Source organism: Streptomyces argenteolus (assembly GCF_042902585.1).
Taxonomy (GTDB): domain Bacteria; phylum Actinomycetota; class Actinomycetes; order Streptomycetales; family Streptomycetaceae; genus Streptomyces; species Streptomyces argenteolus.
In genome coordinates this window covers 496,596-517,783 of the sequence record NZ_JBIBEG010000005.1, presented here as the reverse complement: position 1 = coordinate 517,783, position 21,188 = coordinate 496,596, and the positions used below count along the sequence as shown (strand labels likewise).

General features: G+C 70.8%; 17 protein-coding genes and 4 tRNA genes. 10 read left to right on the top strand and 11 right to left on the bottom strand.

The genetic code is table 11. The annotated features are described in order from the left end of the window. From ACFY8O_RS21150 to ACFY8O_RS21130, 5 genes are all read right to left on the bottom strand, one after another. The coding region (locus ACFY8O_RS21150) for a DEAD/DEAH box helicase (RefSeq protein ID WP_387904485.1) at positions 1–2,028 on the bottom strand (2,028 nt) is incomplete at its 3' end. A gap of 209 nt (positions 2,029–2,237) precedes the next feature. Continuing rightward, entirely contained in the window at positions 2,238–2,801 is a 564-nt protein-coding gene (locus ACFY8O_RS21145; RefSeq protein WP_387904482.1) for a hypothetical protein, read from the bottom strand. Positions 2,802–2,919: 118 nt separating this feature from the next. Then, positions 2,920–3,303, bottom strand: a complete 384-nt coding sequence (locus ACFY8O_RS21140) for a fluoride efflux transporter FluC (protein ID WP_387904479.1) — start codon at positions 3,301–3,303, stop codon at positions 2,920–2,922. A 142-nt stretch (positions 3,304–3,445) separates the two neighbouring features. Next, the gene (locus ACFY8O_RS21135) at positions 3,446–3,868 is read right to left on the bottom strand and encodes a fluoride efflux transporter FluC (RefSeq protein WP_387904478.1); all 423 of its coding nucleotides are present in this window, start codon (positions 3,866–3,868) and stop codon (positions 3,446–3,448) included. Between the two features lie 29 nt (positions 3,869–3,897). Further along, positions 3,898–4,251 carry a metallopeptidase family protein gene (locus ACFY8O_RS21130; protein WP_015578045.1) on the bottom strand — a complete coding sequence of 118 codons (354 nt, stop codon included), beginning with the start codon at positions 4,249–4,251 and terminating at the stop codon, positions 3,898–3,900. Positions 4,252–4,375: 124 nt separating this feature from the next. Here ACFY8O_RS21130 and ACFY8O_RS21125 point away from each other — a divergent pair, with 124 nt between their 5' ends. The 4 genes from ACFY8O_RS21125 (at position 4,376) to ACFY8O_RS21110 (ending at position 6,277) form a co-directional block, all read left to right on the top strand. Then, on the top strand, positions 4,376–5,911 hold the full coding sequence (locus ACFY8O_RS21125; RefSeq protein ID WP_145807668.1) for a metallophosphoesterase family protein: 1,536 nt from the start codon (positions 4,376–4,378) through the stop codon (positions 5,909–5,911). A gap of 80 nt (positions 5,912–5,991) precedes the next feature. Then, positions 5,992–6,064: transfer RNA gene (locus ACFY8O_RS21120), tRNA-Glu, on the top strand. 39 nt (positions 6,065–6,103) lie between these two features. Continuing rightward, positions 6,104–6,178: transfer RNA gene (locus ACFY8O_RS21115), tRNA-Asp, on the top strand. Positions 6,179–6,200: 22 nt separating this feature from the next. Continuing rightward, a tRNA-Phe gene (locus ACFY8O_RS21110) sits at positions 6,201–6,277 on the top strand. 38 nt (positions 6,278–6,315) lie between these two features. Here ACFY8O_RS21110 and ACFY8O_RS21105 read toward each other — a convergent pair. Further along, positions 6,316–7,161 carry a cytochrome c biogenesis CcdA family protein gene (locus ACFY8O_RS21105; RefSeq protein ID WP_387904474.1) on the bottom strand — a complete coding sequence of 282 codons (846 nt, stop codon included), beginning with the start codon at positions 7,159–7,161 and terminating at the stop codon, positions 6,316–6,318. After that, positions 7,158–7,919 carry a DsbA family protein gene (locus ACFY8O_RS21100; protein WP_387904472.1) on the bottom strand — a complete coding sequence of 254 codons (762 nt, stop codon included), beginning with the start codon at positions 7,917–7,919 and terminating at the stop codon, positions 7,158–7,160. Before ACFY8O_RS21100 ends, ACFY8O_RS21105 begins: the two co-directional genes overlap by 4 nt. A 270-nt stretch (positions 7,920–8,189) precedes the next feature. Between ACFY8O_RS21100 and hrpA the strand changes: the two genes are divergently transcribed. The 3 genes from hrpA to ACFY8O_RS21085 all read left to right on the top strand — a co-directional run bounded on the left by hrpA (position 8,190) and on the right by ACFY8O_RS21085 (position 12,813). Continuing rightward, on the top strand, positions 8,190–12,122 hold the full coding sequence (gene hrpA, locus ACFY8O_RS21095; protein ID WP_387904469.1) for an ATP-dependent RNA helicase HrpA: 3,933 nt from the start codon (positions 8,190–8,192) through the stop codon (positions 12,120–12,122). Positions 12,123–12,238: 116 nt separating this feature from the next. Beyond that, positions 12,239–12,313: transfer RNA gene (locus ACFY8O_RS21090), tRNA-Asp, on the top strand. Between the two features lie 140 nt (positions 12,314–12,453). Further along, positions 12,454–12,813 carry a DUF6274 family protein gene (locus ACFY8O_RS21085; protein ID WP_387904467.1) on the top strand — a complete coding sequence of 120 codons (360 nt, stop codon included), beginning with the start codon at positions 12,454–12,456 and terminating at the stop codon, positions 12,811–12,813. A gap of 603 nt (positions 12,814–13,416) precedes the next feature. Here ACFY8O_RS21085 and bldC read toward each other — a convergent pair. Then, positions 13,417–13,623 (bottom strand): developmental transcriptional regulator BldC, encoded by a 207-nt coding sequence (gene bldC / locus ACFY8O_RS21080; RefSeq protein ID WP_003949541.1) that lies wholly within the window; start codon positions 13,621–13,623, stop codon positions 13,417–13,419. 659 nt (positions 13,624–14,282) lie between these two features. Further along, a complete protein-coding gene (locus ACFY8O_RS21075) occupies positions 14,283–15,128 on the bottom strand; it encodes a hypothetical protein (RefSeq protein ID WP_145807676.1) in 846 nt (281 codons plus the stop codon). Between the two features lie 176 nt (positions 15,129–15,304). Here ACFY8O_RS21075 and ACFY8O_RS21070 point away from each other — a divergent pair, with 176 nt between their 5' ends. Together ACFY8O_RS21070 and ACFY8O_RS21065 are read left to right on the top strand one after the other, a co-directional pair. Further along, entirely contained in the window at positions 15,305–16,402 is a 1,098-nt protein-coding gene (locus ACFY8O_RS21070; protein WP_387904465.1) for a Leu/Phe/Val dehydrogenase, read from the top strand. Between the two features lie 345 nt (positions 16,403–16,747). Next, entirely contained in the window at positions 16,748–17,005 is a 258-nt protein-coding gene (locus ACFY8O_RS21065; protein ID WP_014155056.1) for a DUF3073 domain-containing protein, read from the top strand. A gap of 217 nt (positions 17,006–17,222) precedes the next feature. Here ACFY8O_RS21065 and purM read toward each other — a convergent pair whose 3' ends face one another. Next, on the bottom strand, positions 17,223–18,296 hold the full coding sequence (gene purM / locus ACFY8O_RS21060) for a phosphoribosylformylglycinamidine cyclo-ligase (protein ID WP_145807680.1): 1,074 nt from the start codon (positions 18,294–18,296) through the stop codon (positions 17,223–17,225). Between the two features lie 57 nt (positions 18,297–18,353). Further along, entirely contained in the window at positions 18,354–19,880 is a 1,527-nt protein-coding gene (purF, locus tag ACFY8O_RS21055; RefSeq protein WP_145807681.1) for an amidophosphoribosyltransferase, read from the bottom strand. A 982-nt stretch (positions 19,881–20,862) separates the two neighbouring features. On the opposite strand from purF, the gene ACFY8O_RS21050 reads away from it, so the two are divergent. Beyond that, positions 20,863–20,955, top strand: a complete 93-nt coding sequence (locus ACFY8O_RS21050; protein WP_387904582.1) for a putative leader peptide — start codon at positions 20,863–20,865, stop codon at positions 20,953–20,955. Positions 20,956–21,188 lie beyond the last annotated feature (233 nt).

Below are 21,188 nucleotides of genomic sequence, written 5' to 3'. Positions count from 1 at the left end.
ACGGTCACGGTTGAACGCCGGGCGGTCGTTGTCACGACGCTCGAAGGAACGGCCACCGCGGTCGTCCCGACGGTCGCCGCCACCGGAGCGGAAGCCGCCCGAGGGGCGCTCGTCACGACGGTCACGGTTGAACGCCGGGCGGTCGTTGTCACGACGCTCGAAGGAACGGCCACCGCGGTCGTCCCGACGGTCGCCGCCACCGGAGCGGAAGCCACCGGAGGGACGGTCGTTGCTGCCGCGGAAGGACGGCCGGTCGTTGCTGCCCCGGTAGCCGGAGCCACCCGAGGGACGGCCACTGCGCTCGCCGACGCGGTCGTTGCCGCCGCGGTAGCCACCACGGTCGTCACGGCGGTCGCCACGGTCGTCACGACGGCCGAAGTTGCCCCGGTCGTCACGACGGTCGTCGCGCGCGGCCGGCTGCTCGGGGACGGACGCGGCGGCGACGAGCGCCGCCTCGGCCTCGGCGGCGACCTCGGCCACCGCCGCCTCCGGGTCGTCGCCCCGCTCGCGGGCGGCACGGGCGACCAGGCGGTCGGCCTCCTCGCGCAGCTCGACGGCACGGCGCTGCACGCGCTCCAGCTGCTTGGTGAGGTCTGCGGCCTCGCGCTCGGCCTGCTTGGCCGCGTTGTTCGCGGAGTCGGCCTGGACCTCGGTCAGCGACCGGGCACCGGTGATCTCGGCGACCTCGGGCTCGAAGACGCCCGCACCCTGCACGATGTGACGCGAGGCGTCGACGCCCGCGTCCTCCATGAGGCGGAAGATCTGACGGCGCTGGTGCGGGAGCGCCAGCGAGACGACCACACCGGACTTGCCGGCGCGGGCGGTACGGCCCGAACGGTGCAGGTAGTCCTTGTGGTCACCGGCCGGGTCCACGTTCAGCACGAGGTCGATGCCGTCGACGTGGATGCCGCGGGCGGCGACGTCGGTGGCGACCAGGGCGTTGACGTAGCCCTTCTTGAAGTCCTCGAGCACGCGGGTACGGGCGCCCTGCGTCATACCGCCGTGCAGCGCGTCGGCCTTCACACCGGACTCGATGAGCTGCTCGGCGATGCGGTCGGCACCCAGCTGGGTACGGACGAAGATGATCGTGCGGCCCTTGCGGGCGGCGATCGCGGCCGTGACGGGCGCCTTGTCCTTCGGCTTCACGACGAGGACGTGGTGCGACATGGTCGAGACGTTGCCCTGGGCACTGTCGACCTCGTGGGTGACCGGGTTGCTCAGGTAGCGCTTGACGAGCGTGCCGATCTCGTTCTCCATCGTGGCGGAGAAGAGCATGCGCTGGCCGCCGCCGGGGATCTGGTCGAGCAGCTCGGTGACCTCGGGCAGGAAGCCCAGGTCCGACATCTGGTCGGCCTCGTCGAGGACCGCGACCTGGACGTTCTCCAGGGAGCAGGCGCCACGGTTGATGATGTCGCGCAGGCGGCCCGGGGTGGCGACGAGGACGTCGACACCGCGCTCCAGCGCGTAGATCTGGTTGCCCATGGACGTACCGCCGCAGACGACCTTCATCTTCAGGCCGAGCACGTCGCCGTAGGGCTGAAGCGCGTCCGCGACCTGCATCGCGAGCTCACGGGTCGGCGTGAGGATGATCGCGCGGGGCTTCTTCTTCTCGGTGTGGCCACCGGCCAGGGAGGCCAGGGTGGGCAGACCGAAGGAGAGGGTCTTGCCGGAGCCGGTGCGGCCACGGCCCAGGATGTCCTTGCCGGCCAGGGCGTCCGGGATGGTCGCGGCCTGGATCGGGAAGGGGGAGGTGACACCGTTCTGCGCGAGCTTGCGGACGATGCCCTCGGGCAGGCCGAGCTCGGCGAAGGTGATGCCCGGCTCGGCGTCCGGGACGTCCTCGGCGACCGCGTCCTCGGAGACCGCGTCCTCGGCGGCGTCCTCGATCACGTCGGCGACGGTGACGGCGGCCTCGGCGGCAGGAGCCTGCGCGACCACGGCCTCGGCGGCCACGACCGCCTCGTTGTTCTCGACGTCGTTCTCGACGTTCTCGGGCATGAGGGTGCGGTCAGAACTGGAAATTGACATGCGAAATGCGAAACCTTCCGGAGTCTCGGCACGCGCCCGTAACTCCGTGATTCGCAATTTCGACCGCCTCAATGCGGTCCAGCCACGGCAAGGGAGAGTACGCGCCACACGGCGCTCTTCTGTGTCGGCGCCGGGCAATGGGATCAAACGATCTATAACCATACGCACCCTCCCCCGCTTCGCGCAAACCGGCTGGTCCGAGGCCCCTCTCACACCGGCGCGACCTGCGGCGACGCCCGCGGGGTGGGCCACACCTCCACCCGCCCCGGCGCACCCATGGCGTCGGTACGGAACTGCGCGGCCGGCGAGGCAGAGGGCTGCTCCGGCGGGGGCGAGGGCTCCGGCTCGGGTGAGGGCGGCGGCGGCTCCGGGGTGGCCTGCGGGGGCGGAGGCTCACCGGGGCCCGGCGCGCTGGGTTCCGGGAGGGGGAGGTGGCCGCCCGGCGTCGGCTCCTGGGTGCCCGGGCCGACGGGCTCGGGCAGGGCCTTGCCGGGGCCGGCCGAGGGCGCGGCGCCCGAGGCCCTGGAGCCCGGCCCACGGGGGGCACCCCGGTCGGACTGCGCCCCGGCGCCCCGCCCTCCGGAGCCGCCGGATCGGCCGGTGCCGGACACGGTCTCGCCTCCGGGCCGCTCGGCGGAGACCCCCTTCTCGCCCGCGGGGCGGGAGGGAGCCGGCTCCCCGGCGTCGCCGCCGACGCTCATACAGCCTGTGGACGCGGCGATCGTCAGGGCGGTGACGGCTGCCCAGCGGACGCGGACGGACATCTGGCGCACGGGGTGCACCTCCGGGACGGAGAGGGACGGCGGGAGGGGGAGCGATGTGTTCAACTCCCCTGCACCCGCCGGGGACACGCCCTGACACAACACCCGCACACCCGTGGGCTCCGCCGCCTCACCCCGCAAAGGCCCCGAAACCGCCCACGAGTTCGGCCCCCAGGAACACCGCCCCGAGCCCCACCAGCAGCGAGGCCAGCACATTGGCGCCCGCGAGGAAGCCCCGGCCCGCCTCGGCCAGCCGGAGCGTCTCGTACGAGAACGTCGAGTACGTCGTCAGGGCCCCGCAGAGGCCCGTTCCCAGCAGGGCGTACACAGGTGTGGACACCGCCGCCCCGCTCAGCAGCCCGAGCAGCAGACTGCCCGCCGCGTTCACGGTGAAGGTCCCCCAGGGGAAGACGTACGGCAGTCCCGCCCCGTGCCGCGCCTGGACGGCACGGTCGGTCAGATAGCGCAGCGGGGCGCCGACCGCACCCCCGAGAACGATCAGCAGCCAGTTCACCCTGACCTCCGCCGGCGATCCGAGGGCACCGGGCCGGCCGCCCTCGCGCGACGATCGGACGGCACCGGGCCGGCCGCCCCCACGGACCGGCCGGGAGCCTTCCCTCGGACCGCCCTCACGGGCCGGCGCGCCGGCATCCGGTTCACGCCGCCCTCCCCGGCCGGTCCACCAGCGCCCGCGTCAGCACGGTCGCCACCCAGACGGCGCCGAGCGCCGCCACCGCCGTCCCCGCCATGTAGGCCACGGCGGTCCCCACCTCCTGACGCACCAGCAGGTGCGAGGCGTCGGCGGCGTACGTCGAGAAGGTGGTGAACCCACCGAGCACCCCGACCCCGAGGAAGGGCCGCACCAGCGGACGGGTGACGACCCCGCGCTCCACGGTCAGCACCATCAGCACGCCGATGAGCGCACAGCCGACCACGTTGACGACGAACACCGTCCAGGGGAAACCCCCCTCGGCCGCGGGCCAGGCGAGGGTGGCCGCGTACCGCGCCGTCGCACCCAGCGCGCCGCCCGCGGCGATCACCGCCAGGACCGTCCGCGTGCGGGCGTGCGGTACGGGCACGGACGGGTCGGGCTCCTGCGCGGGGCGGCTCACCCGTACCCCAGCTCGTGCAGCCGTTCGTCGTCGATGCCGAAGTGGTGGGCGATCTCGTGGACCACGGTGATCTCCGTCTCGGCGACCACGTCCTCCCGGGTCTCGCACATCCGCAGCGTCGGCCCCCGGTAGATGGTGATCCGGTCCGGCAGCACCCCCGCGTACCACTCACCGCGCTCGGTGAGCGGAGTGCCCTCGTAGAGCCCGAGCAGTTCCCTGTCCTCCGGGTCCTCCGGCTCCTCCTCCACGAACACCGCGACGTTGTCCATCAGCCGCATCAGCTCAGGCGGGACACGGTCAAGAGCCAGGCTCACCAGCTCTTCGAACTCCTCGCGCGTCATCTCCAGCACTCCGCCATTGTCACGTACGCACGCCTCCGACGGGCGGGCCCCGCCGGTCCCCGCGCCCACTCGCCCGGCCCACCTCCGCCGACCCACCCGCATGTCTGCCGCCCGAACGGGGCATACGCGCCCAATGGCACGCCCGTTCCACGCCGCAGCCGTCCGACTCCGCCGTCTCCGCCGTCCCCGCTCCCGCTCCGCCGCACCGGCCGGCGGGCTCGTCCCCGCCCCGCACCCCTGGAAGCGCGCGTTCGGCCTGCTGGCCGTGGTCGTCCTGGGTGCCTGGCTGGGGCTGCTGGTCGTCGGCAGCGTCCGTACGCCCGTGGGCCCCATGGACACCACCATGACCCTGCGGCCCTCGCTGAGCGGCGGGACCAAGATCAACGTGTCGCCCCTCGGCGCCCTGGAGCTGGACTCCCACCACGCCCCCGTCCGTCTCGACGTGGACGTCGACCAGCTGGACCCGGAGCGCTCGCAGGCCCTGGTCAAACACCCCGAACGCCTCTCCGGGCTTCAGGACGAGGTGACCGGTGACGTCGCCTCCGGCACCCGCGAGCTGGCCGTGCGCTCCTGCGTGGCCGTGGTCTCGGGCGCCACGGCCCTCGGCCTGGTGGTCTACCGCAGGCCGCGTCGCGCCCTGGCCGCCGGCGGGCTCGCGCTGGCACTGCTGGCGGCCTCGGGGCTCAGCGCCTACGCCACCTGGAACCCGAAGTCCGTGCTCGAACCCAAATTCTCCGGCCTGCTCTCCAGCGCTCCCTCGGTCGTCGGCGACGCCCGCTCGATCGTGACGGAGTTCGACGTCTACCAGCAGGAGCTGGCCCGGCTCGTCACCAACGTCACCAAGCTGTACGACGCCACCTCCACGCTCCCCGTCTACCAGCCGGACCCGGCGACCATCCGGGTCCTGCACGTCTCCGACATCCATCTCAACCCGGCCGCCTGGCACATCATCGGCTCGCTCGTCGAGCAGTACGAGATCGACGTGATCATCGACTCCGGCGACACCATGGACCACGGCACGGCGGCGGAGAACGGGTTCCTGGACCCCGTGAGCGATCTGGGAGCGCCCTATGTGTGGGTGAGGGGCAACCACGACTCCAAGGAGACCCAGGCCTATCTGAAGAAGACCAGGAACGCGCACGTCCTGGACGAGGGCGGTGCGGTGGACGTGGCCGGGCTGCGGATCGCGGGTACGGGGGACCCGCAGTTCACGCCCGACCGCTCACGGCCCACGGGCGGCAAGGCGTCCGAGCAGTTCGCGGGCATGCGTCTGGCCTCGGCGCTGCGCGACCAGAAGAGGGCCGGTACCCCCGTGGACATCGCGGTGGCGCACGACCCGAACGCGGCACGGGAGACCGACGGAACGGTTCCCCTGGTCCTGGCGGGCCATGTGCACCACCGGGTCAACGAGCTGATGCCCCTGGGCACGCGGTTGAAGGTCGAGGGCTCCACCGGCGGCGGCGGCCTGCGCGCGGTGCAGAACGACAAGCCCGAGAAGGTGCGCGCCTCGGTGCTCTACCTGGACCGCACCACCCGGCATCTTCAGGCCTGGGACGAGATCACCCTCGGCGGTCTCGGCCTGACGACGGCCGAGGTCAGCCGCCATCTGCCGGAGGAGAACCTGAAGACCCCGTCACCCTCGCCGAGCGTCCCGACGCCCTCCCCGTAAACCGTTTTGGCGATACCTCCCCGCATCCCATATGCTTCTCACGTCCCCGACGCGCTGGAAAGCGCGCAGGTGGGCCCTTAGCCCTCATCGTCTAGTGGCCCAGGACGCCGCCCTTTCAAGGCGGTAGCACGGGTTCGAATCCCGTTGGGGGCACGCTTTACCGTGTGCGAGACTTGTCTCGCACATTAGCTAGGTCCTGTGGAGCAGTTTGGAGTGCTCGCCACCCTGTCAAGGTGGAGGCCGCGGGTTCAAATCCCGTCAGGACCGCTGCAGCCCTTGTGAGCTGCGTGGCTGGGTAGCTCAGTTGGTACGAGCGATCGCCTGAAAAGCGATAGGTCGCCGGTTCGATCCCGGCCCCAGCCACCACCCGAAGGCCCCGTCCACCGGACGGGGCCTTCGCCGTGTCACGCCCCTTCGCCCTCCTCGGCCGCCGCGCGACGCCGCCGGGCCCGCAGCCCCAGGGCGGACAGGGACACGAGCACCAGGGAACCCAGCAGCACCGCGTCCGGCACCCGCTCCCCCAGCCCCTGGGCCCACCGCTCGACGGCGAACGAGTCGTCCGTGTCCAGCAGTCCGGGCAGCGCGGTCGTCCCGTCGTACACGAGGAAGACCGTGCCGAGACCGATGAAGAAGAAGCCCGACAGCAGCGAGGTGCTGTGCAGCCGGAACGGGCCCAGGCGCAAGGGCCGCCCGCGCAGCCAGGCCCGGCGCCCGAGGTCGAAGCGTTCCCAGAGCAGGGCGAGCACGAACAGCGGAACGGCCATGCCCAGGGCGTAGGCGGCCAGCAGCAGCCCTCCGTAGACGGGGCTGCCGCTGACGGCCGCCACGGTGAGGACGCTGCCGAGAATCGGACCCGCGCAGAAGCCGGCCAGCCCGTAGACGGCTCCCAGGGCGTAGACGGAGAACGCGGTCGTGGGGCGGATCCGGCCGCCGGCGGCGGCGATCCGGCGGGAGGCGAAACCGAGGCCGAGGATCTGCGCGAGGCCGAGCGCGACGATCAGCCAGCCCGCACCGAGCACGACCGCGTCCCGGTGGCCGAGCAGGAGCCGCCCCGCGTAGGAGCCCGCGGCGCCGAGCGGGACGAGGGTGGTGGCGAGACCGGCGTAGAAGATGCCCGTACGGGCCAGCAGCCGTGCGGCGGAGTCGACCGAGTACGCGAAGAAGGCGGGGAGCAGCAGGGCGCTGCACGGACTGACCAGGGCGAGCAGACCGCCGAGCAGGGCGGCGAAGTAGCCGATGCCCGGGGTCACTTCGCGGGCTCCCCGGCACTGCCGACGTTCGCGGCCTCCGCCGCCGCCGATTCGATGGCCTGGACGAAGACGGCCGTCGGCTGGGCGCCGGCGAGGGGACGGCCGTTGACCAGGAAGGACGGCGTGGAGCTGGCGCCGATGCCGTAGGCCTGCTCGCGGTCCGCGCCGACCGCCTCCGCCGCCCGGGTGCTTTCGGTGTCCCGGGCGAAGCGGTCGAGGTCCTTCACGCCCGCCTGCCGGGCGAGCGCCCTCAGCCGGGCCTTGCCGAAGCCCTTCTCCTTGGCGCCCTCGGCGTAGGCGGCCCGGTGGAAGGCCCAGAAGCGGTCCTGCTGCCCGGCCGCCCAGGAGGCTCGTGCGGCCGCTTCGGACGCCTCGCCGAAGATCGGGAAGTTGCGCCATTCGATGCGCAGGGTGCCGTCCTCCACGTACCTCTTGATCAGTTCGGGTTCGGTGTCCCTGGCGAACTTCCCGCAGTAGCCGCACTGGAAGTCGGCGTACTCGATGAGGACGACGGGGGCGTCGGTGCGGCCCTGGGCGAGTTTGTCGTCCGCGTCACGCCGGGCGAGTGCCGCCAGTTCCCGGTACAGGTCCGCGTCCGGGCCGCCGGTCGTGGCGGTGACGGGGGTGCCGGAGGCCGGGCTGTCGGGTGCGGTCGCCCGGTAGGAGACGAAGCCGAGGAGCCCGGCGGCGATCACGACCGCCAGGCCGAGGAGGACGGGCTTCGTCGCGGAGGACGAGGAACGGGTGGGCGTGGGCATGCGGCGCTCCGTGCGAATGCGGGGGACGGGCGGGGAGAGGCGTGAGGTCCGCCTGCGCCCTCGGCACGGAGAGCTCGGCGGCGTCGGGTATGCCCCGGTGCATGGGACCGCCTTGCGTGGGAAACGAGTGATCGGCTGCCCGGAATAGTACGTGCTGTGACGTCGCCTGCCCGCTCCGTGACCGGGCCTGGCGGGCCGTCCGCGGAAGTGGCAGGGCCGGGTGAAATGCGTTCGCCACTCCTCACGCCCGGGTGAGATCCTGGGGTCCGTATGTCTACTTCCTTCGCCGATCTCCAGTCCCAGCTCGGGCAGCTCTCGCTCCGCGACGCGCACCGGCTCGGCCGCCGACTCGAGGGTGCCCGCCGCATCCGCAAGCCCGAGGCCCGCCAGTCCGTGCTGGACGAGATCTCCGCCGAGGCCGGAAAGGCATCCGAGCGGCTCGCCGGCCGCGCAGCGCGGATGCCCGCACTCTCGTACCCGGAGCAGCTTCCGGTCAGCCAGAAGAAGGACGAGATCCTGGAGGCGATACGCGACCACCAGGTCGTGATCGTCGCGGGCGAGACCGGCTCCGGCAAGACCACGCAGATCCCGAAGATCTGCATGGAGCTCGGACGCGGGGTCCGGGGCATGATCGGGCACACCCAGCCCCGGAGGATCGCCGCGCGGACGGTCGCCGAGCGCGTCGCGGACGAGCTGAAGACCCCGCTGGGCGAGGCGGTCGGCTGGAAGGTGCGCTTCACCGACCAGGTGAACCCGGACGCGACCTTCGTGAAGCTGATGACGGACGGCATCCTGCTGGCCGAGATCCAGACGGACCGCGAGCTCCTCGCGTACGACACGATCATCATCGACGAGGCGCACGAACGGTCGCTGAACATCGACTTCCTGCTGGGCTATCTGGCCCGGCTGCTGCCCAAGCGCCCTGACCTGAAGGTCGTGATCACCTCCGCGACCATCGACCCGGAGCGCTTCGCCAGACACTTCGGCGAGGCGCCGATCGTCGAGGTCAGCGGCAGGACCTATCCGGTCGAGGTCCGCTACCGCCCCCTCCTGGAGGAGGATTCGGAGGACTCCGACCGGGACCAGATCACCGCGATCTGCGACGCGGTGGACGAGCTGTCGGGCGAGGCCCCCGGCGACGTCCTGGTCTTCCTGTCCGGGGAGCGGGAGATCCGCGACACGGCGGACGCCCTGAGCAAGCGCAACCTCCGGCACACCGAGGTGCTCCCCCTCTACGCACGCCTTTCGCACGCCGAGCAGCACCGTGTGTTCCAGCGCCACACCGGTCGCCGGATCGTGCTGGCGACGAACGTCGCGGAGACCTCGCTGACCGTCCCCGGCATCAAGTACGTGATCGACCCGGGCAACGCCCGCATCTCCCGCTACAGCCACCGCACCAAGGTCCAGCGGCTGCCGATCGAGCGGATCTCCCAGGCCAGCGCCAACCAGCGCAAGGGCCGCTGCGGCCGTACGTCGGACGGTATCTGCATCCGGCTGTACTCCGAGGACGACTTCCTGACCCGTCCGGAGTTCACCGACCCCGAGATCCTGCGCACCAACCTCGCCTCCGTCATCCTCCAGATGACCGCGGCCGGACTCGGCGACATCGAGAAGTTCCCCTTCATCGACCCGCCGGACCACCGCAACATCCGCGACGGCGTCCAGCTGCTCCAGGAGCTCGGCGCGCTCGACCCGGCGGAGAAGGACCCGAAGAAGAGGCTGACGCCGCTGGGCCGCAAGCTCTCGCAGCTGCCCGTGGACCCGCGCCTGGCCCGGATGGTCATCGAGGCCGACAAGAACGGCTGTGCCCGCGAGGTCATGGTCATCGCAGCCGCGCTCTCCATCCAGGACCCGCGCGAGCGCCCTGCGGACAAGCAGACCCAGGCCGACCAGAACCACGCCCGCTTCAAGGACGAGACGTCGGACTTCCTGGCGTTCCTGAACCTCTGGAGCTACGTCCGGGAGCAGCAGAAGGAACGCGGCTCCTCCAGCTTCCGCCGGATGTGCAAGCAGGAGTACCTGAACTTCCTGCGCATCCGCGAGTGGCAGGACATCTACGCGCAGCTGCGCACGGTCGCCAAGCAGATGGGCATCACCGTCGAGGAGCCCAAGGGCGACGAGGGCATCCCGGAACAGGCGGTGCACACCTCACTGCTGGCGGGCCTCCTCTCGCACATCGGGCTGAAGGACACCGAGAAGAACGAGTACCTGGGCGCACGCAGCGCCAAGTTCGCGATCTTCCCGGGCTCCGCGCTGTTCAAGAAGCAGCCCCGCTTCGTCATGTCGGCCGAGCTGGTCGAGACGTCCCGGCTCTGGGCGCGGGTGAACGCGAAGGTCGAGCCGGAGTGGATCGAGCCCCTCGCCCAGCACCTGCTGAAGCGCACCTACAGCGAGCCGCACTGGGAGAAGGACCAGGCGGCGGTGATGGCGTACGAGCGGGTCACGCTCTACGGAGTGCCCATCATCGCCCAGCGCAAGGTCAATTTCGGCCGTATCGACCAGGAGGCGTCCCGCGATCTGTTCATCCGCAACGCCCTGGTCGAGGGGGACTGGCGCACCCACCACCAGTTCTTCCATGACAATCGCAAACTGCTGGGCGAGGTCGAGGAGTTGGAGCACCGCGCCCGGCGCCGCGACATCCTCGTGGACGACGAGACGCTCTTCGACTTCTACGACCGGCGGATTCCCGAGCACATCGTCTCGGGCGCGCACTTCGACTCCTGGTGGAAGCACAAGCGCCGCGACGAGCCCGACGCGCTCGACTTCGAGCGCTCGATGCTCATCAACGAGAAGGCCGGCGCGGTCAGCAAGGACGACTACCCGGACTCCTGGCGTCAGGGCAGGCTCAAGTTCCGGGTGACCTACCAGTTCGAACCGGGCGCGGACGCCGACGGTGTGACCGTCCACATCCCGCTCCAGGTCCTCAACCAGGTCACCTCCGAGGGCTTCGACTGGCAGATCCCGGGCCTGCGCGAAGAGGTGGTCACCGAGCTGATCCGCTCGCTGCCCAAGCCCATCCGCCGGCACTACGTCCCCGCGCCGAACTACGCGGACAAGTTCCTCGACCGGGCGGTCCCGCTCCAGGAACCGCTGCCGCAGACGCTGGCGCGTGAGCTCCAGCGGATGGTCGGCGTACCGGTCACGGCCGACGACTTCGACCTGACACGGATCCCGGACCATCTGAAGATCACCTTCCGGATCACCGACGAACGCCGCCGCAAGGTCGCCGAGGACAAGGACCTCGACGCCCTGAAGATCCAGCTGCGGCCCAAGGCCCGTCAGGCCCTCTCCCAGGCCGCCGCGGCCACGGCGGGACCCTCGGGCGAGTCCGTCGAGCGCTCGGGCCTCACCGACTGGACGATCGGCACCCTCGACCGCGTCTTCGAGACCCGGCGGGCCGGCCAGCCCGTGAAGGCCTATCCCGCCCTCGTCGACCAGGGCGAGAGCGTGGCCGTACGGCTCTTCGACACCGAGGCCGAGCAGCAGCAGGCGATGTGGCGGGGCACCCGGAAGCTGATCCTGCTGAACATCCCGGTGAACCCGGCGAAGTTCGCGTCGGACAAGCTCTCCAACCAGCAGAAGCTGGCCCTCTCCCGCAATCCGCACGGCTCGGTCCAGGCGCTGTTCGACGACTGCGCGACGGCTGCGGCCGACCGGCTGATCGCCGCACACGGCGGCCCGGCCTGGGACGAGGCGTCGTTCCGGAAGCTGTACGACAAGGTGCGCGCCGACCTCGTGGACCTCACCGTCCGCACGATCGGCCAGGTGCAGCAGATCCTGGCCGCCTGGCAGGCCTGCGAGCGCCGGCTGAAGGCCACGAACAGCCTGGTCCTGATCAACAACGTCACGGACGTACGGGATCACCTGGCCCGGCTCGTGCCGCCCGGCTTCGTCACCTCGACCGGGCTGCGCAGGCTGCCCGACCTGATGCGCTACCTGGTCGCCGAGGATCGCAGGCTGCAGCAGATGCCGACCAACGTCCAGCGCGACACCACGCGCATGGAGAAGGTCCACGAGATGCAGGACGAGTACGCCTGGCTGCTCGAACAGCTGCCGAACGGGCGGCCCGTCCCGCAGGAGGTCCTGGACATCCGCTGGATGATCGAGGAGCTCCGCGTGAGCTACTTCGCGCACGCGCTGGGCACCGCGCAACCCGTCTCGGACAAGCGGATCGTGAAGGCGATCGACGCGGCGGCTCCCTGAGCCGGACCCCCGCGGAGCCGTGACGGGATCCGCACGCAGAGTGAGTTCGACCTGGCCGCCGGACCTCCTGTACAGTCTTGCTTCGCAGCAGGCCGCAAGGCAGGCAGCGAAAGCAAGGTCCTGTGGAGCAGTTTGGAGTGCTCGCCACCCTGTCAAGGTGGAGGCCGCGGGTTCAAATCCCGTCAGGACCGCAGTGACGAAAGCCCGGATCCCCTGGATCCGGGCTTTCGTGCGTCTTGACGCCGGAGCCCGCCGCGGGTAACTCCGTAGGACGGAGTCCGCCCTTGTTCTCCCGACGCGGGGCGGCCGGGTCCACCGGGAGGCCGCGCGCATGTCTGCGTCCACGGAAAGGCACGAGACCCGCGCGCTCCTGCGCGCCCATCTGGCAGCGGCCTCCAGCTACGGCCATCTCACCCGGCACTGCCCGATCTGCCATCGCCTGCTGCGGCTCGCCATGGAGCCCCTGACGGCCCCACAGCCGCCGTACCCGGCACGGGAGCCCCGCCCGGCGGACGGCCCGCCGCCGGCCCCGGAGACGGCCGCCGAGGCCCCCGCAGAGGACGCCGAGGCTGCACACGGCCCGCTCCTCTCCCCGGCAGGGCCCGAAGGGTCACCCGAAGGCCGCCCGAGGGAGCACCCGGAGGGCCTTGCCGAGGACTTCGCGAGGGACGAAAGACCTCCCGCCGCGTGACCAACTGCCGCAGCCGGCAGGGGTCGCACAGTGGCAGGCTCGTACTTGGCAAGGGCACGCCGGTGTGACGGGAGTCACCGAAACAGTTTTGGGCAGTGCGTACTTTACGCACTTCCTACAAGTAGCCAATTTAATATGTGCAATTGCACTCTCGCCGGTACACATCCCGGACCGTTCCGCCCGAGCTGCCCACGACGCCAGGGACCCGGGCGAACAGGGCCGAACACGCTCACCCACGGTCGCACGCGAAGTCACCCGCAAACCGACCCGTCGGCAGGTTCGGGCGCCCCCCGGGCCGTTCGGGCGCTGTTCGGGCGCGCTCACCGCGCACGGCCCCCGACGCCGCACCCTCCGGCCGGAGCCCTCATGGCCCAGGCCGGCCACTGCGCGCCGCACACCCCAGGGCATCCGCACAGCCTCCCCGCAGGGCACAAAAAAATCGCGCTGGACCCGGCGGAGTCCAGCGCGATCGACGACGTGCCCGCATGTCACAGGTACGGCGCCCGTTGGGGCGGGCGCCCGTCGTATGGAGCTATGAGCAGGAACACCGGGGGGTTGGGGGACCCTTCAGCGCCCTGTTGTGGCTGCGGCGACAGGGGTGTGTCAGGCCTCGCTGCGCTGCTGCGGAATACCCGCAAGCAGTGCGCGGACCTCTGCCTCGCGGTACCGGCGATGTCCGCCGAGCGTGCGGATGGACGTGAGCTTGCCAGCCTTCGCCCAACGGGTGACCGTCTTCGGGTCCACGCGGAACATCGTGGCGACCTCAGCCGGGGTCAGCAGCGGCTCGGCATCAGGGGTGCGAGCGGTCATGAGCGGCCTCCTCGGGAGAACCGAACCTTCTCGGTTCTTTCCTCTAAATTCTGCACCTTGACCCGCGTTGCCCGAAATGGCGGACGCGGGCCGAGTCGGTTATAGGACGAACGGCTTGTCCTCGGCACTACAACTACACCATCCGTCCAGCCACGTCGGCCAAACCGATGGAATTGCCCTCCCAGGTGTTCATCAGCGACGGAAGCCGATGGACCATGCCATAGCGGACAGTCACGCCCTAGTAACGATCAGTCACAGGACAACCAGGAGTCACCAGAAGTCGTCAGACCCCCCATAGCGTGCAATGCTGAGCATTCCGCCCATAGTTGGACGGACAGAGTCCTCCCTGGACTCCTTGTCCTATTTTGGCATGAGGAGTAGGGAAGGGCGCAAGGGCCCCGTTAGTGCTATCCGTCACCCTTGAGGCAAAGGCCCGGTTCAGGACGTAGGTCCCGTGCCTCGTGAGCCACTTCACGCCTCACCTGTCGCACGCGTCACATCCGGCGCTGGTTCACGGCCCGTCAGATCTCCTCAGGACATCTCCGCTCACCTCCGCCGCACTCCCTCGGTGCCCGCAGATGTCGGACACCTCACACGGTGTCCCTTCCCTGGCGAAAGCACCTCTATGCGGAGTTGCGGCCAATTCGCACGTCTTCAGCCTAGTTGGAGGACTGCAGGTCGCGTACGGCCCGCCAGCGGTCGGCCAGGCGTCCGTACGCCGCGCCCGCCGCGTCGCTGTCCCCGTCGCGCAACGCCGCGATGCCCTCGGCCACATCGGCGGCCGACCGGTCCGCCGCGAGGTGGTCACCGCTGAGCGCGTGCACCAGACCGCCGTAGTCCAGCTCGACCAAGGCGCGCGGATGGAACTCCTCCAGCCAGCGCCCCACCTCCACGAGCCCCTCGGTGAGCGGCCCTTCGTCGACGGTCTCCCGCAGGGTCCGCAGCGCCCTGGCCAGCCGGCGCCGGGCCTGGACCATCGGGGTCCGGTAGCGCAGGAGCGGTCTGCCGCCCCCGGCCTCACCGGCCACGTACTCCCGCTCCTCGTCGTCGAAGAGGACGAACCAGCGCACCGGCACGTGCCACACCGTGGTCCTGATCCAGGGACGGGCGTCCGGGTTCCTCTCGGCCCAGCGCTCGTGGTCGGCGGCCGCCTGGCCCCGCACCACCGGAGGCAGCACGGCGTCCAGCACCGTGGCCGGAAACAGACCCCCCAGTTCACCCAGGGCCAGCCAGCTCCGCATCCGGGTCCGCCACGGACAGACGCATAGCACCCCGTCGAGCACGGCGACGAAGGCGTCGTCGCTCTCGTGAACCGGTACGGGCACCGGCGGCGTGGGAACGAGGTCGGCCAGTGAGCGCCGCAGCTCGTCCTGCGCCGTGGGCAGCTCCGCCCGCTGCGCGTAGCGCGTCCAGTGACTCCGCTCCGGCTCTCCGAAAGCGGCCAGCGGCTCGTACACCCGCAGGTAGGACGTGTAGGGAACGAGCACCGAAGACACCACCGACATGCGGTAAATCGTGTCACGCCGGTACGCCACAGGGAGGTGATCCACGGCAGTGAACGGATCCACGTGTCCCGAGGACTTACGCTCTTGCCCAGTCGGACCGGCCGGAACCGGTCGGTCCTGGCCCTCCCCACCTTCAGGAGGGCCGTTCCGCCGCTTCGTACTTGGGAGTCACCACAGTGACCGATGTGACCGGCGTGCCAGCCCCCGTCGACGTCCTGCGCACCTTGTTCCACTCGGATCAGGGCGGCCACGAGCAGGTCGTGATCTGCCAGGACCGCGCCAGCGGTCTCAAGGCCGTCATCGCCATCCACTCCACCGCCCTGGGCCCGGCCCTCGGCGGCACCCGCTTCTACCCGTACGCCTCCGAGGAGGAGGCCGTCGCGGACGCGCTGAACCTGTCGCGCGGAATGTCGTACAAGAACGCCATGGCCGGCCTCGACCACGGCGGGGGCAAGGCCGTCATCATCGGCGACCCCGAGCGGATCAAGTCCGAGGAACTGCTCCTCGCCTACGGCCGGTTCGTCGCATCGCTCGGCGGGCGCTACGTGACCGCCTGTGACGTCGGCACGTACGTCGCCGACATGGACATCGTCGCCAGGGAGTGCCGGTGGACCACCGGCCGCTCCCCCGAGAACGGTGGCGCCGGCGACTCCTCCGTGCTCACCGCGTTCGGCGTCTTCCAGGGCATGCGGGCCTCCGCCCAGCACCTCTGGGGCGACCCCACACTGCGCGGGCGCAAGGTCGGCGTCGCGGGCGTCGGCAAGGTGGGCCGCCACCTGGTCGAGCACCTCCTGAGCGACGGCGCGGAGGTCGTCGTGACCGACGTGCGCGAGGAGTCCGTCCGCCGTATCACCGACCTGCACCCCGAGGTCATGGTCGCCGCCGACACGGACGCGCTGATCCGCACGGAGGGCCTGGACATCTACGCCCCGTGCGCACTCGGCGGCGCCCTGAACGACGAGAGTGTCCCCGTGCTCACGGCGAAGGTGGTGTGCGGAGCGGCCAACAACCAGCTCGCGCACCCGGGTGTGGAGAAGGACCTTGCCGACCGCTCGGTCCTGTACGCGCCCGACTACGTGGTGAACGCCGGTGGCGTGATCCAGGTCGCCGACGAGCTCGTCGGTTTCGATTTCGACCGGTGCAAGGCGAAGGCCGCGAAGATCTTCGACACCACGCTGGCCATATTCGCACGTGCGAAGGCTGACGGAATTCCGCCGGCCGCGGCGGCCGACCGGCTGGCCGAACAGCGGATGGCGGAAGCGCGTCGTCACTGACGCGTGACCGCAGCGTCGGACGCCCGTCATCGGACCGTGGGACCGGCCCGGTGACGGCCGGTCCGGCGGGCCTGCGGGGCCGACGCGCCGACCCGGGGAGACAAGACTCACTCCGGTCGGCGGGTCGGCCGTCCACAAGAGGTTAAAATCGGGCTTGACCAGCGAGGACGGGCTCCTCTGCGGTCCTGCACGGAGGCACGTGATGCGGGCGGCGTACCGTATGGCCGAGGAAGCAGGTACCGTTAAAGCCACGGGCGCGGTCTCTCAGCCGAGAGTCCGTCCTGAAACATGAACGCGTGTCAAGACTCTGGGGCCGTCGAGCCCCGTCACCGAGGGGGTCGAGCCATGGGGCGCGGCCGGGCAAAGGCCAAGCAGACAAAGGTCGCCCGCCAGCTGAAGTACAGCAGCGGCGGGACTGACCTGTCGCGTCTGGCCAATGAGCTGGGCGCATCGCCTTCGAGTCAACCACCGAACGCCGAGCCGTTCGAGGACGACGACGAGGAAGATGACCCGTACGCACAGTACGCGGATCTGTACAACGACGACGAGGACGCGGACGAGGACGACCAGTCCGGTCCGTCGTCACAGCGCCGCGGCGCTTGACCTCGCGCTGACACATCAACCCGGTCCGGGCCTGCCCGGACCGGGTTCTGTGCTGTCCCGGTCCGGAGCGGTGCTGTGCCCGTCAGGAGCGGGGGTTCGCATCCGCCTCAAGGCTGTGCCCGTCAGGAGCGGGGGGATCGCATCCGCCTCAAGGCTCCTGCGGGCGTCCGGCCGCCGCCGGGACCGGTGGTGCGACCGGGCCCGGCGTGACGGGGTCCTACCGTGCGTAGCTGCCGGTCAGCGCGGCGCCCGTAGCGTGGTCGCCGCGGTCCGTGATCTCGCCGGCGACCCAGGAGTCGACACCCCGGTCGGCCAGCGTGGTCAGCGCCACGTCCACCGAGTCGGCCGGGACGATCGCGATCATGCCGACGCCCATGTTGAGCGTCTTCTCGAGCTCCAGCTGCTCGACCTGACCTGCCGTGCCGACGAGGTCGAAGACCGCGCCGGGCGTCCAGGTGGCACGGTCGACGGTGGCGTGCAGCCCGTCCGGGATCACCCGGGCCAGGTTGTTGGCCAGACCGCCGCCGGTGACGTGGCTGAAGCCGTGGACCTCGGTGGTACGGGTGAGCGCGAGGCAGTCCAGGGAGTAGATCCTGGTGGGCTCCAGGAGCTCCTCGCCGAGCGTCCTGCCGAACTCCTCGACCTGGCGGTCCAGGGTCCATCCGGCGCGGTCGAAGACCACGTGGCGGACGAGCGAGTACCCGTTGGAGTGAAGACCCGACGACGCCATCGCGATCACGGCGTCACCCTTACGGATACGGTCCGGGCCCAGGAGGCGGTCGGCCTCGACCACACCGGTACCGGCGCCCGCGACGTCGAAGTCGTCCGGACCCAGCAGGCCCGGGTGTTCGGCCGTCTCGCCGCCGACCAGGGCGCAGCCTGCCAGGACACAGCCCTCGGCGATGCCCTTCACGATGGCCGCGACACGCTCGGGATGCACCTTGCCGACGCAGATGTAGTCGGTCATGAAGAGCGGCTCCGCGCCGCAGACGACCAGGTCGTCCACGACCATGCCGACCAGGTCGTGCCCGATGGTGTCGTACACGCCCATCTGCCGGGCCAGGTCGACCTTGGTGCCGACGCCGTCGGTGGCGGAGGCGAGCAGCGGACGCTCGTAACGCTTGAGCGCCGAGGCGTCGAAGAGGCCGGCGAATCCGCCGAGGCCGCCGAGGCCCGCGACCTCGGGGCGCTGCGTCTTCTTCACCCACTCCTTCATCAGCTCGACGGCGCGGTCACCGGCTTCGATGTCGACGCCCGCCGCAGCGTAGGAAGCACCTGTTGTCTCAGACATGGCCCGGGATCTTTCGTGTGGGAATACGGGGCTGGTGGGGAATCCGGCCGGTCCGGATCACGGACGACGCAGCGCGTCGGCCGCCGCGGTGGCGGCGGGGCCGGCCGCCAGCTCGGTCTCCAGCAGCTGCTTGCCGAGCAGCTCCGGGTCCGGCAGCTCCATCGGGTATTCACCGTCGAAGCAGGCACGGCACAGGTTCGGCTTGGCGATCGTCGTCGCCTCGACCATCGCGTCGAGCGAGATGTACGCGAGCGAGTCGGCACCCATGGACGTGGCGATCTCGTCGACGGACATGCCGTTGGCGATCAGCTCGGCACGGGTCGCGAAGTCGATCCCGAAGAAGCAGGGCCACTTCACCGGCGGGGAGGAGATCCGGATGTGGATCTCGGCAGCGCCCGCCTCGCGGAGCATCCGGACCAGGGCGCGCTGGGTGTTGCCGCGGACGATCGAGTCGTCCACCACGACCAGGCGCTTGCCCTTGATGACTTCCTTGAGCGGATTCAGCTTGAGGCGGATGCCCAGCTGACGGATGGTCTGTGAAGGCTGGATGAAGGTCCGGCCGACGTAGGCGTTCTTGACCAGTCCGGCCCCGAACGGAATTCCGCTCGCCTCGGCGTAACCGATGGCCGCGGGGGTTCCCGATTCCGGCGTCGCTATGACCAGATCGGCCTCGACGGGAGCCTCGGCCGCCAGCTTCCGGCCCATCTCGACCCGGGAGAGGTAGACGTTGCGCCCGGCGATGTCGGTGTCGGGGCGGGCCAGGTAGACGTACTCGAAGACACAGCCCTTGGGCTTCGCTTCTGCGAAGCGAGAGGTGCGGAGGCCGTTCTCGTCGATGGCGACGAGCTCGCCGGGCTCGATCTCCCGGACGTAACTGGCACCGCAGATGTCGAGGGCGGCGGACTCCGACGCCACCACCCAGCCGCGCTCCAGCCGGCCGAGGACCAGCGGGCGGATGCCCTGCGGGTCACGGGCGGCGTAGAGGGTGTGCTCGTCCATGAAGACGAGCGAGAAGGCGCCCTTGACCTCGGGGAGCACCTTTGCGGCGGCCTCCTCGATGGTGAGCGGCTTGTCGTTCTCGTCCCGCTGGCCGGCGAGCAGCGCGGTCACCAGGTCGGTGTCGTTGGTCGCCGCGACCTGGGTGGCGCGGCCGTCCTTGCGCGGAAGGTCGGCGACCATCTCCGCGAGCTGGGCCGTGTTGACCAGGTTGCCGTTGTGACCGAGGGCGATCGAGCCGTGCGCGGTGGCACGGAACGTCGGCTGCGCGTTCTCCCACACCGAGGCACCGGTGGTGGAGTAGCGGGCATGACCGACCGCGATATGGCCCTGGAGCGATCCCAGAGACGTTTCGTCGAAGACCTGCGAGACCAGTCCCATGTCCTTGAAGACCAGGATCTGGGACCCGTTGCTCACTGCGATGCCCGCGGACTCCTGTCCACGGTGCTGCAGGGCATACAGTCCGAAATAGGTGAGCTTGGCGACCTCTTCGCCCGGAGCCCAGACACCGTAGACGCCGCAAGCGTCCTGGGGGCCCTTCTCTCCGGGGAGCAGGTCGTGGTTGAGTCGTCCATCACCACGAGGCACGGCACCGAGTGTAGGCGAGATCGACCACCGGTCCGAATTGGGTGACCGCCTCGCGGGGGTGGGGGGACCGGTGCGACCCGGCCTGTGAGGCGCCTCTCGCGGGCGCCCGGGGTGGCGTCGCGCCATCACTGCGCGTGATCATGGCTGATTCCCCTCCACGGCCCCGGACCCCTCACAAGGCGTTCGATGCCGGGATGCGGGGCGGTTACCGGCCGGTCCGGGCCATCGGCGGGATCGGCCCCCCGCGGGGTCCTCTCGTGGCACTCGGTGAGCCGGAGCGGGAGACGTCACGGATGCTGGCCGAACGCTCGTTTCGTGGCGAGCCTCACACCGGGAGGGCCGTGAGCGAGGGCTCCGCGGGCCCTCTCGGGCCTCCGGAAGCCGGTGCCGGACCACGGCGGGGCGGGTGCGGGACGGTCGGGCGACCGGTGCGGGTCGGGGGCGGGCGCCCGACGGCCGCGCGACCGGTGCGGGAGGTCCCGGGGGGACGGCCGTTCGCGGTAGCTGCCGGGCGGCCGTTCAGCGGTGCGGGACGACCGGGTGCGGACAGCGGCGCAGCCGGTGCCGCGCGACGGCCGAACTCCGGTGGGCAGAAGCTCCGGTGCCGCGCGGTCCGCGACCCGATGCCGACGGGCCGTGCACGTGTTCCTGACCCCACCCGCAGCAACGCCGGGCAGCCGTACGGCCGCGTACGACCGTCCTCCGGGAAACGGTCGGCGCCCCGGCGCCCCGGTTCCGGACAGCGGCGAGCAGGTGCCGACGCGCTGGAACGCCGGTGCCAGGGAGCCGGACGCGTGGCGCCGGAGGGCCCGGAGCAGCGGAGTGCCGAGGGCCCGTGGCCGGAGCACCCGTGACCGGAGGCCCGTGACGCCGAGGGTCCGGCCGTGCAGGGACGGGCGGGCCGCCAAGCGCCGGGCGCTCTCTGTCCGCAGTGCGAGACCGGCGTTGACAGGCCCAGGGCCTGTTGGCAAGCTCCTCCCTCATGCAGCCCCTCGGTGATCATTCGGTCACGCTCGTGGAGCGCCGCCACGTCGATCTGGGACGTGTCGCGAGCGCCATCTGTCGCCACGCCTGAGCCTGCCGCACCCCTGGAGCCTCGGTCCGTTTCGTAGGCCTCCGGTCGAGGGTCCGTCCCACAGAGTTTCCGCAGGACGTGCCCGGAGCCTCTGCCGGATCCCCGTGGCGTGCCACCCACCCGCGCCTCTGTCTCCCGTGAGCCTCCGCCTTCCGGTCCAGGGACTCCGCTCCACCCCTCCCGCTCGCCACCCCTGTGTCCGGGCGCGCCTTCGCGCGTGACCGTGCCCTGCG